Annotated in this window: 13 protein-coding genes; 8 read left to right on the top strand and 5 right to left on the bottom strand. The window is 68.9% G+C overall.

Annotated features, from left to right (window positions below; translation table 11 throughout):
• Positions 1–145 precede the first annotated feature (145 nt).
• Positions 146–1036: a hypothetical protein gene (locus ACIO3R_RS04245; protein WP_402103167.1), complete on the top strand. Its 891-nt coding sequence runs from the start codon at positions 146–148 to the stop codon at positions 1034–1036.
• Positions 1037–1184: 148 nt separating this feature from the next.
• The gene (locus ACIO3R_RS04240; protein WP_402103164.1) at positions 1185–2075 is read left to right on the top strand and encodes an aminoglycoside phosphotransferase family protein; all 891 of its coding nucleotides are present in this window, start codon (positions 1185–1187) and stop codon (positions 2073–2075) included.
• Between the two features lie 436 nt (positions 2076–2511).
• On the opposite strand, the gene ACIO3R_RS04235 is transcribed toward ACIO3R_RS04240, so the two are convergent.
• Both ACIO3R_RS04235 and ACIO3R_RS04230 read right to left on the bottom strand, forming a co-directional pair.
• Complete coding sequence (locus ACIO3R_RS04235) at positions 2512–3222, bottom strand: TenA family transcriptional regulator (RefSeq protein ID WP_402103161.1); 711 nt, start codon at positions 3220–3222, stop codon at positions 2512–2514.
• Positions 3223–3363: 141 nt separating this feature from the next.
• Positions 3364–3921, bottom strand: a complete 558-nt coding sequence (locus ACIO3R_RS04230; protein WP_385352665.1) for an EF-hand domain-containing protein — start codon at positions 3919–3921, stop codon at positions 3364–3366.
• 363 nt (positions 3922–4284) lie between these two features.
• Between ACIO3R_RS04230 and ACIO3R_RS04225 the strand changes: the two genes are divergently transcribed.
• The 3 genes from ACIO3R_RS04225 to ACIO3R_RS04215 all read left to right on the top strand — a co-directional run bounded on the left by ACIO3R_RS04225 (position 4285) and on the right by ACIO3R_RS04215 (position 8434).
• Positions 4285–5010, top strand: a complete 726-nt coding sequence (locus ACIO3R_RS04225; protein WP_402103158.1) for a DUF6333 family protein — start codon at positions 4285–4287, stop codon at positions 5008–5010.
• 173 nt (positions 5011–5183) lie between these two features.
• A complete protein-coding gene (locus ACIO3R_RS04220; RefSeq protein ID WP_402103155.1) occupies positions 5184–7646 on the top strand; it encodes a hypothetical protein in 2463 nt (820 codons plus the stop codon).
• Between the two features lie 158 nt (positions 7647–7804).
• The gene (locus ACIO3R_RS04215) at positions 7805–8434 is read left to right on the top strand and encodes an alpha-ketoglutarate-dependent dioxygenase AlkB (protein WP_402103153.1); all 630 of its coding nucleotides are present in this window, start codon (positions 7805–7807) and stop codon (positions 8432–8434) included.
• 100 nt (positions 8435–8534) lie between these two features.
• On the opposite strand, the gene ACIO3R_RS04210 is transcribed toward ACIO3R_RS04215, so the two are convergent.
• Together ACIO3R_RS04210 and ACIO3R_RS04205 are read right to left on the bottom strand one after the other, a co-directional pair.
• Positions 8535–8717, bottom strand: a complete 183-nt coding sequence (locus ACIO3R_RS04210; RefSeq protein ID WP_363021553.1) for a hypothetical protein — start codon at positions 8715–8717, stop codon at positions 8535–8537.
• Between the two features lie 150 nt (positions 8718–8867).
• The gene (locus ACIO3R_RS04205) at positions 8868–9992 is read right to left on the bottom strand and encodes a hypothetical protein (RefSeq protein WP_402103150.1); all 1125 of its coding nucleotides are present in this window, start codon (positions 9990–9992) and stop codon (positions 8868–8870) included.
• Positions 9993–10101: 109 nt separating this feature from the next.
• Here ACIO3R_RS04205 and ACIO3R_RS04200 point away from each other — a divergent pair, with 109 nt between their 5' ends.
• Both ACIO3R_RS04200 and ACIO3R_RS04195 read left to right on the top strand, forming a co-directional pair.
• Positions 10102–10422 carry a multidrug efflux SMR transporter gene (locus ACIO3R_RS04200; protein WP_244318124.1) on the top strand — a complete coding sequence of 107 codons (321 nt, stop codon included), beginning with the start codon at positions 10102–10104 and terminating at the stop codon, positions 10420–10422.
• Positions 10422–10958, top strand: a complete 537-nt coding sequence (locus ACIO3R_RS04195; RefSeq protein WP_385036289.1) for a TetR/AcrR family transcriptional regulator — start codon at positions 10422–10424, stop codon at positions 10956–10958. The genes ACIO3R_RS04200 and ACIO3R_RS04195 overlap by 1 nt, the downstream gene beginning before the upstream one ends.
• Positions 10959–11018: 60 nt before the next feature.
• Here ACIO3R_RS04195 and ACIO3R_RS04190 read toward each other — a convergent pair whose 3' ends face one another.
• Positions 11019–11897 carry a winged helix-turn-helix transcriptional regulator gene (locus ACIO3R_RS04190; RefSeq protein ID WP_402103147.1) on the bottom strand — a complete coding sequence of 293 codons (879 nt, stop codon included), beginning with the start codon at positions 11895–11897 and terminating at the stop codon, positions 11019–11021.
• Between the two features lie 142 nt (positions 11898–12039).
• Here ACIO3R_RS04190 and ACIO3R_RS04185 point away from each other — a divergent pair, with 142 nt between their 5' ends.
• Positions 12040–13869, top strand: coding sequence for an alkyl/aryl-sulfatase (locus ACIO3R_RS04185; protein ID WP_402103144.1), 1830 nt, complete (start codon positions 12040–12042; stop codon positions 13867–13869).
• Positions 13870–13945: the final 76 nt, after the last annotated feature.

Raw genomic sequence — 13945 nt, 5'->3', positions numbered from 1 at the left:
TTCCCCGAAACGTGAACCGGGCTCCCAGCGATTTGAATTGACGATCGGTCATAACGGTTACTTTTCAGCCGGGTTGACGCCACCTCGGATGCAGGGTATGCGCCTGATGCTAGCCTCCTCCTCATCCACAAAGGAGAGGCACCGAGTGAAGAAACTGCTGAGTTTCGCGTCCGTAGTGGCACTCTTGACCGGAATCGCCACTGCCTCGACCACGTCTGCCTACGCCGCTGGGGACAGGAGTGGGGCAGAACGGCTCAACATCCCGAACAGCAGTGCATGCAGGGCAGGCCGCACCGTCATGCAAGGCATGGTCGCGGGGCCGGGCGGCCAGCTCTACATCATTTTCACCAAGGCGGGCGGGGCGGAGCCTGTCCTGTCCCGATGGTTGCGCGACGGCTCGACCTGGGACGGTGCCAGCTGGATCTGCTCCGGGGTGCCGACCTCCATACCCGCACTCGGCCACGGTAACGACCTCGCCTACCACGCGAACTATCGGGGCCAGGGTCCCGCCTTGATTGCCACCCAGGGAAGCCAATCGGCCTACCCGAGCCCTGATGTGACGATCACTCACCTCGACCCGTCGGGATCTATTGGCGCGAGCGAGGTGGTCCATCTGCCCATCGGCAACATCAGCGGCCTCTGCTACAGCGCGACGGCGGCCGACGGAGCCGGCAAATATGCTGCCCGCCGCTCGGGCAACCTGTGGACCCATCCCGGCGCCGGTTCGCTGACGAGCGGATGGACGCTGGTGAAGAGCAACCTGACGACTCACGGCAATCGTTCCGACCAAGGCATTGACTGCTCTGAGAACTACATCTGGAACACCAAGTCCATCAACACTTCAACGCCCGCTACCGGGTGGAACTGGGTGTACCAGTACAACTGGTCCGGGGGCGACGTGGAGAGCGATATCGGAATCCCGGGGAACGAATTGACCGACGAGATCGAAGATGTCACCCACATTGGGAGCGACTTCTTCGTCGGCGTCAACCAGAACAACGGGAGCCCCGACTCCGTGAGGGTCTTCATCGAGTGAAGTCCCTCCCGCCGCACAGCTGAGAACGCGGCGCCCGAGGCATCGGTCAACGTCACCCGCGCTCGCCTCGGACGCCTCACTCGCCAGGGCTCGGCCAGTTGTGGGCGGGGGCGACGGATCTTCCTCCGCCTCGGTACTGTGGCTTCGCATGACCGAGATCGAGATCACCGCAGACCTGGTCCGCGACCTGCTGGGGGAGCAGCATCCAGACCTTGCAGGGCTGGCCATCCGCGAGGTGGCGGGCGGCTGGGGCAACCAGATGTGGCGCCTCGGGGACGAGCTGGCCGTGCGTATGCAGCGCATGGACCCCACCCCGGAGCTTCAGCTCAAGGAGCGGCGCTGGTTGCCCGTGCTGGCCCCGCGCCTGCCGCTCCCGGTGCCGACCCCCGTGCGGTTCGGTGAACCGTCCGAGCGCTTCCCCAAGCACTGGACCGTGATGACGTGGGTTCCCGGCGAGCCGCTGGACCACGGCTCGATCAGCCGCGGCTTCCACGCGGCCGACACGTTGGCGGGTTTCCTCCGGGCGCTCCATGTGGAGGCGCCGCCCGAGGCGCCGGTCTCCACGGGCCGCGGTGGCCATCCCGGGAACTGCACGGACGACTTCGAGGTCTTCTTCCGGGGTGTTGCCCTCGACGGCATCGCCGCCGACGTCCGGGCCGTCTGGGACGACGCCGTCGCGGCCCCCGCGTGGGAGGGCCCGCCGGTGTGGGTGCACGGCGACCTCCACCCCGCGAACGTCGTCGTCTCGGACGGAACGCTCTCGGGCATCGTCGACTTCGGTGACATGCTCGCCGGCGATCCGGCGTGGGACCTCGCCGCCGCCTGGGTGCTGCTGCCCGCGGGCACGGCCTCACGGTTCTTCGACACGTACGCGCGTGCGGACGAGGCGGCGATCCGGCGTGCCCGCGGGCTGGCCGCCATGAAGAGCCTCTTCCTGATGCTCATGGGGCAGAACGGAGATCAGGGCCTCCCCGGCGGCAAGCCGCACTGGGGACCTGCGGGCCGGGCGGCACTTGACCGTGTTCTGAAGGGCGTCTGACGCGCGCTCGTTGCTCGCTCTGTGCGGGCCGGGCCGGTCACGTTCGGCGATGGCCTGAAGGCAACAGGAACCTCCGGGAACGGCCCTGCCGCACGGGCCGCTTTTGGTAACTGGCATACAAAAAAGCTCCATTGGGGTGGGTCCGTTCGTCCTCGCGCGAGTACCTGGACGCGCCAGAAGGCGGCACCACCAGTCGTACCGGTGGTGCCGCCTTCTGCTTGCGGTCGGCGCGACGGCCCCTGAGCCCTCCGGGTCTCCCGGATCATGACGTCTCTCGCATCCCCTGATCCCACTGCGCTCAGACCGCTTCGGCCGCGCGCGACCAGGCAGAGGTGTTCGGCCCTGTGGCCTCGACATCGACGGCTTGCCGGCTGCTCGTCGGCGTTGACGAATTCACCGTGCTCGCAGCCTTCCTGCTTGCCCAGCCGTGATCAGTTCAGTTCTGCTGTGAACGGCCCAGTTCGGACAGATCGCTGTAGAGGCGGTTCAGTGCGTACGCGCCCAGGCCGAGGCCCTGGTCGATTCGGCGTCGGGCGGCTGGATCTTGGTAGTGGGGTTCCAGCAGCAGGAAGAAGTCCTCCGCGTGTTGTTCGTCGATTTCGGAGTGGAGGCCGTAGTGCATCAGATCGGCTTGTGCGACCCAACCGCGGTTCACCGCCGCGCTACCCGTGATGGCCGATACCGAGGCGAATGCGTACTCGATCGCGCCCATGCAGCCAATTCCTACCTGCGGGTCCTCCCACGTGCACACCGCACTGAGAACGCTGTTGTACGCGTGGACAGCCGGTATCATCTTCAGGCTGTTCAGCCGTGCGGTGTCGCTGCCGATGCCGGCCAGAAATCCGCGGAAGGTCTCGTGGTGGAATTCCTGAGGGCGGAATCCGCCGTGTTCTTCCACGACATTGCCCAGGATGCCGACGCGATCCGCGGGGTGCTCGATCCGGGACACCAGCACAGCCATCGGACGGGCGAAGTAGGTCACGGCGAAACCTAGTTGCTCCTGGCTCGTACGGAAGCTCTCCAATGACATGCTTCCGTCCACCAGCGTTCGGAAGTACGGATTGTTCAGCACACCGATCTCGGCCACGATGCGCTTGGCGTGCGCTGTCACTAGCGGCGCCTTGGTTGTCCCCAGATGGGTGGTCACGGTCGTTTCTCCTGGCGTGTTGTTCCTGAGCACAGCTCGACGCTGGACCAGCGGACCCCTCTGATCGCCGGTGCCGAGTGGAAATCAGCGCCCCGATGGCGAGGGGCTCTGGACGAGAGGGGCCTGTCCGGTTCGGTCGGCTCAGGAACGCAGGGCTCCCAGGAGGCGGTGACCTCGGTCGTTCGGATCAGTACTGCTGTGGAACACGCGAATGGCCGCTCTCAGCTCGTCAGTTGAGATGGAGCCGGAGCAGTCGGTGTCGATGTCGGCGAACGACACGTCGATGTCTTCGTCGCTCAGTGCGAAAGAGGACTGAAACAGGCGCTTGAACTCGGACTTGTCGAGTTCGCCGTCCCCGTCGACGTCGGCAGTGGCCACGAAGACCTTGGCGGACGGTGTGACGATCCGCGCGTAATCATCCGGCTTGTTCTCCAGGCTGACAAACCCGGCCAGGAATTCGTCGCGTGATACGACGCCGTCCCCGTCTGTGTCCATAGGGGCAAACAATCTATTCCAGTACTCCAGTAGGGATCTCTGCAGTGCGCTGGCCGGGGCGGTTCCTGGCGTGAGCTTGAATTCCTGGGTCGTGCGGCCCACCCAGGCGTACACGTCGGTTACGCTGACCCAGCCGTCGCGCTCGTGATGGAACACGTTGTAGTAATGCTGGGCCTTGCTGTCGATGATGGATTTATCCGGCATATCAAGACCTCGAACTTTCTCGTGCGGTGGGCGAATCGAGTACCCACCGCGACCCGGTCCACGAGTAATGACTCGTGAGGTCAGGGTGGCAGTGATTCCCTTCCCGGGCGCCGGCGCCAAAGCGTCACCACTCATTCGAGTGAGTAATTCGACCTGGCGGTTTCAGCCCGATTCAAGGGCGTGGAGCCAGGGCGACCGCGATCCGGCGGTGGATGTCCTCAAGCGGGTTCCGCATCGCTGTGCGGAAGGTCGATCCGGTGGGTGCCGAGGGGGGAGGTGGGCCCAAACACCTCACGATCGATCCGATTGCCTCGGCAGCTGAGAAGGGGCTCCCCGCCGAAGCCACCCGTTACGGTGACGGGCATGTCTGACACCGACTTCTGGACCCTGCCTCCCGAGCGCATGACCCAGGGCAGCGGCAGCCGCTACGAACTGACCGTCCTCCAGCCGCCGTTCACCGTCGATGCCGGTGAGCTGCCCGCCAACTCCGCAGACCGAGCAGCTGAGTTCGCCCGCTCCCTGGGAACGATCGACGACGTGATCGAGGATCTCGGACCCCGTAGGCAGAGCGACCCGGTCACGGTCGCCACGAGGGCCGATCTGGATGTTGTCCGGGTGGGGGTGTGGGGGAGTGTCATGTCGGTCTCCGATCCGGCGTTCGCGGACGACGGCAACGACATGCCGCTGCTCGCGGAGGCCACCCGGCTGCGTGAGCGGTTCCCCGACGCGCGGATCGTGGGCCGGGTGGAGGTGCACTGCGGTGCCGAGCACACGGAGGATCTCGTGTGGCTGCCGGCCGGGACCATGTTCCATGCCTGCGGCTGGCCCGGTGACGAACCGTTCGTCGTGACCGGCGACCCGCAAGGGGTGATGTCCGCTCTCGGGATCACCGTGGAAGCCCTCGAAGACCTCGATGTGTACTTCGACCCGGACGACGAGCCGAACCAGAACGACTGGGGCGCCCTCGCCACGGCATGTCTCGGGGGCGCGGACCCGTGGGGCAGGGCCGATCTGGACGCCTCCTCGCTGCGCGTGCGGCACAGCGAGCACGCGACCAGCCACATGGAAAGCCTGTACTTCAGTATCTGAGTGATCGTCAATGACCGTGATGAGTGCGTGAGTTGGCTTGGCGACACGCCCTTTAACCGTTCTTTGCCTGCCGGTGGTTCGGTCTAGGGTGCATAGGCGACGCGTACACGTCACGGGGGCCTTACGCGTCGCCCCTATGCCCTCAAGGCCCCACACGTGAGGGAAGGTCACCCTTGAACACCGCATTACGGATACCCGAGCGCCGGCGTCTGGCCGGCCGTGTGCTGGCCGCGTTCGGGATCGCCTCGGCGATCACCATGTCCGGGCTGCCCGGCATGGAGGCCGGCACCGCCACCGCCGCGCCGCGCGCCGTCTCGGCCAGGATCAAGCCCGGTGCCCAGCGCTGCGATACGAAGAACCTGGGGCGCGCGGAACAGAGCACGCCGAAGAACTCGGGGTTTCCCGACGACCCCACCGGCTCGAACTTCTCCGCCTGGCAGGGCAAGCCCAAGAACTTCAACTACGAACTGCCGGGCAGGGCGTACGACGGGGTGAAGCCGCCGACGGCCGCCAACAAGGCCGAGGCGATGTCGAAGGTGCCGAACGACACCGAGAAGAACTACAAGGCGTGGCAGAAGATCGCGGACAGGTCCGGTGACCCGGAGGACCGCAGGTTCGAGATCTACGCCCGGTACTTCCACAACAAGGAGGGCCTGACCTTCGACCACTGGTTCGAGCAACGGTTCATCCGCAACCAGATCAACAACCACAAGGGATCGTCGTTCGAGCGCCAGCTCGTCCGCGACTTCCGCCTGGTCGGGCCGGACTGGCTGTGCGAGGTCACCGTCGAACTCATCGACGCCCAGGGCAACGTCGTCGACACCCGCAGGTACGACGCCTACAACAAGCGCACCAAGGAGTTCAACGAGTTCAAGTCGAACTCGGAGCTGACGAACAAGCAGCTCGCGAAGGACCGGCAGGTCGCCCGGCTCATGCCGGACCACAAGTTCCGTGTCACCGGTGCCAAGGCGTTCACCGCGACCCAGCGCAAGAAGATCGACAACCTGAACCGGTACGTCAACCGGCTGCGGCCCGGCCTGACGAACCAGGTCCGCGGCAACCAGCGGACCTACAACCCCGTCCCGCGGACCAAGCCCATCAAGGACTACTCCGACCACCAGAGGTGGTTCGCCCCCGGCTGTCAGGGCGGCCAGGGCGGGACACGGCTCGCCGCCGCCTCCAACTGCGGTACCCGCGGCCCGCTGAACGACCGCATCAACGGCTCCGGGAAGACCCTGGAGGAGGCCAAGAAGATCCAGGCCGACGCCCGCCGGCTCGACACCCGGGGCACCCTCCCGCGCGGCGGTCCGGGCGGCGTCGACTTCACCACCCTGGAACTGCGCTACGTCGGCGGCCTGGGCAAGGGCAAGGGTATGCAGTACTCCATGCGTGCCGACCAGATGCCCGACCCCGACGAGAACCCCGGGTTCGGCGGTGAGGCGCGGATGCAGCTCTCCTCCGACGCGCTGTTCACCTGGCTCGCGCTCACGCCGGAGAAGTTCTGGGTCAACCTCAACCCGGACGAGCCCGACCGGGTCATGGACGCCACGTTCGGCAAGACCGACGCGGGCCGGGTCCTGCTCGAATCCGACCTGGAGATGAAGCACGACTTCGCGGAGGCCCTCAACCCGGACAAGCACGCCGGCGCCAAGCGGTACTGGGACACCGCGCCCCGACAGAACGGCATGCCCTGCTTCCCCGGCGTGCGCTTCTGGATCGAGCCCAAGCCTGCCCAGGTCCGTGAGCAGGACGGCGGGATCTACATCCTCGACGCGCCCCTGAAGGTGTCCACCCAGTGGCTGGACGTCGAGTGGCAGGCACCCGGCTCCGCCGAGTGCAAGGACCTGACCGACACGCAGAAGCACGCCATCGAGGCGAACGTCCGCGCGAACGTGTTGCCGTTGGTGGAGGAGCGGGTCAACACCGACGCCGACTACGCCGACCTGCGCGCCGTCTACACCGCCCGCGTCGCCGCCGAGTACGTCCGCCAGCAGGACGCGAAGTCACCGACCGACTTCCACAAGATCATCGACTCGAACGACGCCTCCGCGTGGCCGCTGCGCGCGCCCAACGAGAACTGGACCCGCGAAGGCGTCCACAAGCGCTACATGGACTCCCTCAAGGAGGGCATCGAGTGGTTCGAGCTGGAGTACGGCGGCCAGGTCCACAACCTGGGGGTCGGCGGCGTGGACTTCTCCAAGCAGCCCAAGCAGAACATCTCCCGCACCCGGTTCAACGTCGAACACCGCACCCTGGACACCACCACCAAGACGTCGCTCCAGTCCGATGACGTCTCGTACCAGGAGACCGACACCCTCTACCTGGGTGGCGGGAAGCCGACGGAGGGCGACGGCGAGAACCCCGAGCCCACGCCCACTCCTACCCCCACACCCACGAAGCCCGGCCCCGACCCGAGCACGCCGGGTGACCACCCGTCGACCTCGGCCCCGGCCCCGACCCACGCCGGCGGGAACACCCAGCCGCCGGCGAACAGGCCGGACCCGGACGGCGGCCTCGCCGACACCGGCTCCGACACTCCGGTCGGGCTGATCTCGGGTGTCGCCGCGGCGGTCGTCGTCGCGGGCGCGGCCCTGATGTGGTGGATGCGCCGCAGGCGTCAGGGCATCACCGGCTGAACCGACCGGCGGTAGTGCCGCACGCTCGGCACACGGAGGGCCTCACCCCTGAGAGCGAAGGGGTGAGGCCCTCTGCGCCGCACCGGTCCGCTTGCGTCCGGGCGGAGCCGCGCGAGCCGGATTCGTGCATCTGTTCGATTCGTGCGTAGGCTGGTCCCATGGCAACGCACCAGCTCCAGGGATCGCTCTTCGACCAGAGCGACGACGTGCGCCTGGGCCCGCTGGACGGGATTCAGCGGACCGTCCTCGGTGACGGGGCCTGGATCGACCTGCTGCCGGGCTGGCTCAGCGGCGCCGGGGTGCTGTTCGAGCGGCTGGCCGCGGACGTCCCGTGGAAGGCGGAACGCCGGGAGATGTACGAGCGGGTCGTGGACGTGCCCCGGCTGCTCGCCTTCTACCGGGCCGGCGAACCGCTGCCGCACCCTGTTCTCGACGAGGCGCGCCGGGCCCTGTCCGCGCACTATGCCGCCGAACTCGGCGAGGAGTTCACGACGGCCGGGCTGTGTCACTACCGCGACGGGCGCGACAGCGTGGCCTGGCACGGCGACCGCATCGGCCGGGGCGCCCGCGAGGACACGATGGTCGCCATCCTCTCCGTCGGCACCCCCCGCGACCTGCTGCTCCGCCCGCGCGACGGCGGCGCTACCGTCCGCCGCCCGCTGGGGCACGGCGACCTGATCGTGATGGGCGGCTCGTGCCAGCGGACCTGGGAGCACGCCATCCCCAAGTCGGCCCGGTCCGCCGGAGGGCGCATCAGCGTCCAGTTCCGGCCGCGCGGGGTGCAGTGACCCGGTAACCCGGTAACCGGCCCGATCCACCGGCCCGATCCACCGGCCCGATCCGCCGGACGGGTTCCAGAACGGGCGTGAGTGCAGAACGTGCGTGAGTTCAGAACGGGCCCGTGTTCTGCCTCTGGGCGTTCCCTGTCCCCAGACCCTGCGCGAGCCCCTGCTGCGCCGCCCCGCGCTCCAGCGCGCCGCGTTCCCCCGAACCGCCTCTGCGCCGGAGTACGACCAGGCACCCGCAGACGGCCGCCGCGAGCACGGCCACCATGGCGATGACAACGATCATGTGTCCCCCCGTAATGTCCGACGGAACCGTGCTGCGGTCCCGCCGCTGACACGCATTGTCGCTCGCCGCCCGTCGGTTGGGAAGGCCGATGTCGCTCCGGCGGGGCTGCCGGGCACCGCGAGCGAGGCGCCGAGCGGGGACCGGGCGGACTCAGCCCGCGTACTGCGGCGGTACCGCGGCGGCCTCGGCGAGGACCGGGCCCAGGTTCTCGGCGCGGATGCGGCGGTCCACGTACAGCAGTCCGGTCACCAGCGGCGGGAAGGTGGCCACGATCAGCTGGCTGACGAGCTGTCCGATCATGACGGCGATCAGATAACCGCTCATCGCGACCACGATCGAGGCCGGGTTCGGGTCGTCGCCCAGGTTCGCCGAGCCGAGCATCCCCGAGAACATGCCGAGGAACGTGAACGGCAGCTGGATCAGATAGCTCGCGACCCCCGCGATGGCGCCCGCCAGCAGGCTGATGCCGAAGATCCGCCACCAGTCGCCGCGCACCAGCACGGACGAGCGGCGCAGCGCCGCGATGGGGCCCTGGTTCTCGAAGACCACGGCCGAGGGCGCCAGGCTGAACTTCACCCAGAGCCAGACCGCCAGCGGCGCTGTCGCCAGGGCGCCGAGCATGCCGACGACGACCAGGGTGACCGAGACACCGTCGTCGCCGCCCGCGCTCGCCAGGCCGATGATGAGGGCGACGACGCCGGACCAGGCCAGCATGAGGGGGATCATCGCGATCACCCAGCTCAGGAACACCGTCCCGATCAACGCGGGCACCCGTGCCCAGGCCCGCCGCCAGACGGCGGAGAAGGTGGTCGGCCGGCCCAGGACCGCTTCCTGGAGGACCGCGGGTACGGCCGCGTACATCAGGGCCGTGGAGAGCACGGCCGCGATCAGGCACACCAGCGCGACCGCGCAGAGGGCGATCACCACCGGTGCCCAGTCATCGGGCCTGGGGTTCTCGTCGTAGCTGAGCGAGAACATCCGGTGCAGGTGGTCGGAGGTCGCCGAGTAGGCGATCGCGACCGCTGCCACGACCACGGCCAACGCCCCGCCGTACACGGCCGCGCCGACGCCGAACAGTTGCTTGCCGTGACGGCCCACGGTGGAGAACGCGCCGTTGAATATGTCCCCGAGCCTCAGCGGCCCCAGGGGTATCACCCCGGGCTTGGGCGGCAGCCAGCCACCGCCCCAGCCGCCCCAACCGGGCGGCCCTCCGGGAGGTCCCCCGTACGGCGCGCCTCCGTACGGCCCGCCGCCCCACCCTGCGTCCTGCGCCACTGCTGCTCCGCCCGTCAGTCGGTCATGTACATGGACGGACCACCGTATCGCCCCCGGTGCCCGGACGGCCCCGGGCTTTCCGCACCGGCCGATGCGTACACTCGTACACATGGGATATGGACTGCTGGCCGCGGCCATCGCGGCGGAGGTGGCCGGGACGACCGCCATGAAGTACAGCGAGGGTTTCACCCGGCTCTGGCCCTCACTGATCACCGTCGTCGGCTATCTGCTCGCCTTCTCGCTGCTCGCCCAGACCCTCAAGACCATGTCGATGGGCACCGCCTACGCGATCTGGGCCGGCATCGGCACCGCCGCCGTCGCCGTCATCGGGATGCTGTTCATGGGGGAGTCCGGCAACCTGGTCAAGGTCGCGGGCATCGCGCTGGTCATCGCCGGTGTCGTGGTGCTCAACCTGGGCGGTGCGCACTGATGGCACGGCGGTACGACCCCGAGCGGCGCACCCGGATCATCGACGCGGCGATCCGGGTGGTCGGCGCCAAGGGCATCGCCGGGCTCAGTCACCGCTCCGTCGCGGCCGAGGCCGATGTGCCGCTCGGCTCGACGACGTACCACTTCGCCTCGCTGGACGAGCTGTTGACCGCCGCGCTCCGCAGGTCGAACGAGAACTTCGCCGGGCTCATGCGGGAGAGCCGCGCCCTCGCCGACCCGGCCGCCGACCTCGCGGCCGAACTCGCCCGTCTGCTGGGCGAGTTCTTCGGCGGCGGGCGGGGCCGGGCGGAGCTGGAGTACGAGCTCTACCTCGCCGCCCTGCGCAGGCCCGCGCTGCGGCCGGTCGCCGCCGAGTGGACCGACGACACGGCCGCACTCCTCGCGGCACGTACCGATCCGGCCACCGCGCGGGCCCTGGTCGCGCTGATGGACGGGATCTGCCTCCAGGTCCTGCTCACCGGCGGGGTCTACGACGAGGCGTACGCACGGGAGATGCTGGGCCGCATCACCGGCTGAGCGGACGCGGCCGGGGCGGTGCGGCGCGGGATCGGGCCGACGGGACTGCTGGATCAGCGTCTATCCCGCGGCCCGGACCGCCGCCAGCGCCGCCCGCACGCTCTGTTCGATGTCGGTGATCGGGTACAGCGCCTCGCGGACCGTGCGGTCCCGGTCCACCACCAGCGTCAGCCGTTTCAGCCGGCTGATCCCGGCGGCCCGGAACGTCGGCAGCCGCAGCGCCGCCGTCAGCTCCAGCCCGGCGTCCGACAGGAGCGGGAAGCGCAGCCGCTCCGCCTCCGCGAACGCCCGCTGCTCGTCCGGGCGCTGGGTGGAGACGCCGTGCACCGTCGCGCCCGCCGCCGTGAACTCGGCCAGCTGGTCGCGGTAGGTGCACGATTCGAGGGTGCAGCCCCGGGCGCCGGGAATCCCGGACCAGTCCGGCGGATACGACTCCGGGCGGGCGTAGGCGCCGGGGAAGAAGTACAGGACGGTGTACGGGGTGGCCGCGGCGACCGGGTCGTGCTCGCCGCCGGTGTGGAACGGCAGGCTCAGCTCCGGCAGCCGGGTGCCCACCAGTGCGTGCACCCGTGCGGCCTCCCGCGAGGACTCCTGTGCGGTCGCCATGGTCGCTCCGTCTCCCGTCACCCAGGCGTCGCCCCAGTCCTGGAGCGCGATCAGTACCGGCAGCAGGGCGCGGCCGCGCGGGGTCAGCCGGTACTCGTACCGGGCGGGCCGGTCCTGGTAGGGCTCCCTGGACAGCACGTCCGCCTCAACCAGCAGCCGCAGCCGCTCGGTCAGGACCTTGCGGGACACGCCCAGTTCATGCTGGAGGGCGTCGAAACGGTGCACCCCGCGCGCCGCGTCCCGCACGATCAGCAGGGTCCACCAGTCGCCGACCACATCGAGCGCCTGGGCGATCGCGCAGTCGGCGTCGGCCAGGCTGGTGCGCTGGGGCATGGGGTTCCTCCGTCACGTAGGACGGTCATTCAACTGGATCGACCTGCGGAGAACATGCTGCCACAGTCCGTTCCCAAAGAGAACTCGCTCGATCCGCGATGCGGTTATGGGTAATTGAACACTTTTAGGCTATTTGTTTCTTATGAGTGATCTCGATTACACCGACCGGTCAGACTTCGAGGACGCCGAGCGGGGCTTCGTCGCCGCCCTCTCGCCCGCGGTCATCCGTACCGACGACGACCGGGTGATCTGGGACGGGGAGGCGTACGCGTTCCTCGACGGGGACTGCCCCCGCACCGCGCACCCCAGCCTCTGGCGGCAGAGTCAACTGTGCAACAAGCAGGGCCTGTTCGAGGTGACCGAGGGGATCTACCAGGTCCGGAACCTGGACCTGTCGAACATGACCCTGGTCGAGGGCGCCACCGGCGTCGTCGTCATCGACCCGCTGATCTCCGCGGAGACGGCGGCCGCCGCGCTCGCCCTGTACCGCGAACACCGCGGCGACCGCCCCGTCACCGGGCTGATCTACACCCACTCGCACGGCGACCACTTCGGCGGCTCCCGCGGGGTTCTGCCGCACGGCCACGCACCCGTACCGGTGCTCGCCCCGGCCGGGTTCCTGGAGCACGCGGTGGCGGAGAACGTGTACGCGGGCGGCGCGATGACCCGCCGCGCCGTCTACATGTACGGCGCGGAACTGGAGAAGGGACCCGCCGGGCAGATCAGCGCGGGCCTGGGCATGACGACGTCCAAGGGCACGATCACCCTCGTGCCGCCGACGGTCGACATCACCCGCACCGGCCAGGAGGAGACCGTCGACGGGGTACGGATCGTCTTCCAGATGACACCGGACACCGAGGCCCCCTCGGAGATGAATTTCTACTTCCCCGACCGGCGCGCCCTGTGCATGGCGGAGAACGCGACGCACACCATGCACAACATCCTGACCCTGCGCGGTGCGGTGGTCCGCGACACCCGCGTCTGGGCGCACTACCTGGGCGAGACGATCACACTGTTCGGCGACCGGGCCGAGATCGCGTTCGCCTCCCACCACTGGCCCACCTGGGGCCGGGAACGCATCGTCGAACACCTGGCGGGCCAGCGGGACATGTGGGCGTACCTCCACGACCAGACCCTGCGCATGACCAACCAGGGACTGACCGGGGCCGAGATCGCCGAGCGGTTCGAACTGCCGCCGGCGGTCGCGAACCGGTGGGCCAACCGCGGCTACTACGGCTCGGTCAGCCACAACGTGAAGGCCGTCTACCAGCGCTACATGGGCTGGTTCGACGGCAACCCCGCCCACCTGTGGGAGCACCCGCCGGCCGAGCAGGCCGCGCGGTTCGCCGCCGACTACGGCGGCGTGCCCGCACTGGTCGCCAAGGGCGAGGAGTACGCCGCCTCCGGTGACCTGCGCTTCGCCGCGACGCTGCTCGGGCACGCGGTCTTCGCCGCCCCCGACGACCCGGCCGCCAGGCACGCGCTGGCCGCCGTGTACGAGAAGCTCGGCCACGGCGCGGAGAACGGTACCTGGCGCAACTTCTACCTGATGGGCGCCCAGGAACTGCGCGGCACGATCGCGCACACCGCGCTGGAGACGACCAACCCCGAGATGGCGATGGCCCTGACCGTCGACATGCTCATCGACTCGCTCGCCGTCCGCGTCGACGGCCCCCGCGCATGGGACGAGAAGCTGACCATGACCTGGAACGTCACCGACGAGGGCCGCACCTGGCACCTGCTGCTGTCCAACGGAGCACTCACCCACCGCAGCACCGGTACCGCCCAGGGCACGGGCGGGCCTGACCCGGCCGCCGATCTGGCCCTGACCCTGACCAAGCCGCAACTGCTCGGAGTCCTGGCCGGCCAGGGACTGGACGGCGTGGGCGTCCAGGGCGACCCGCGGGTCCTCGCCACCCTGGTGGGCCTGCTCGACACCCCCGACCCCGACTTCGCCATCGTCACGCCGTGACCGCCGGCGCCCCGGCCGCCGCTCCCGTGCCGGAGTCCGGACGCCGCGACGCCCGGAGGCCGAGACCGGTTCGCCG

Source organism: Streptomyces sp. NPDC087428 (assembly GCF_044744085.1).
Taxonomy (GTDB): domain Bacteria; phylum Actinomycetota; class Actinomycetes; order Streptomycetales; family Streptomycetaceae; genus Streptomyces.
Note: the sequence above shows the minus strand (reverse complement) of the source record. Positions and strands in the feature narration are given on the sequence as shown.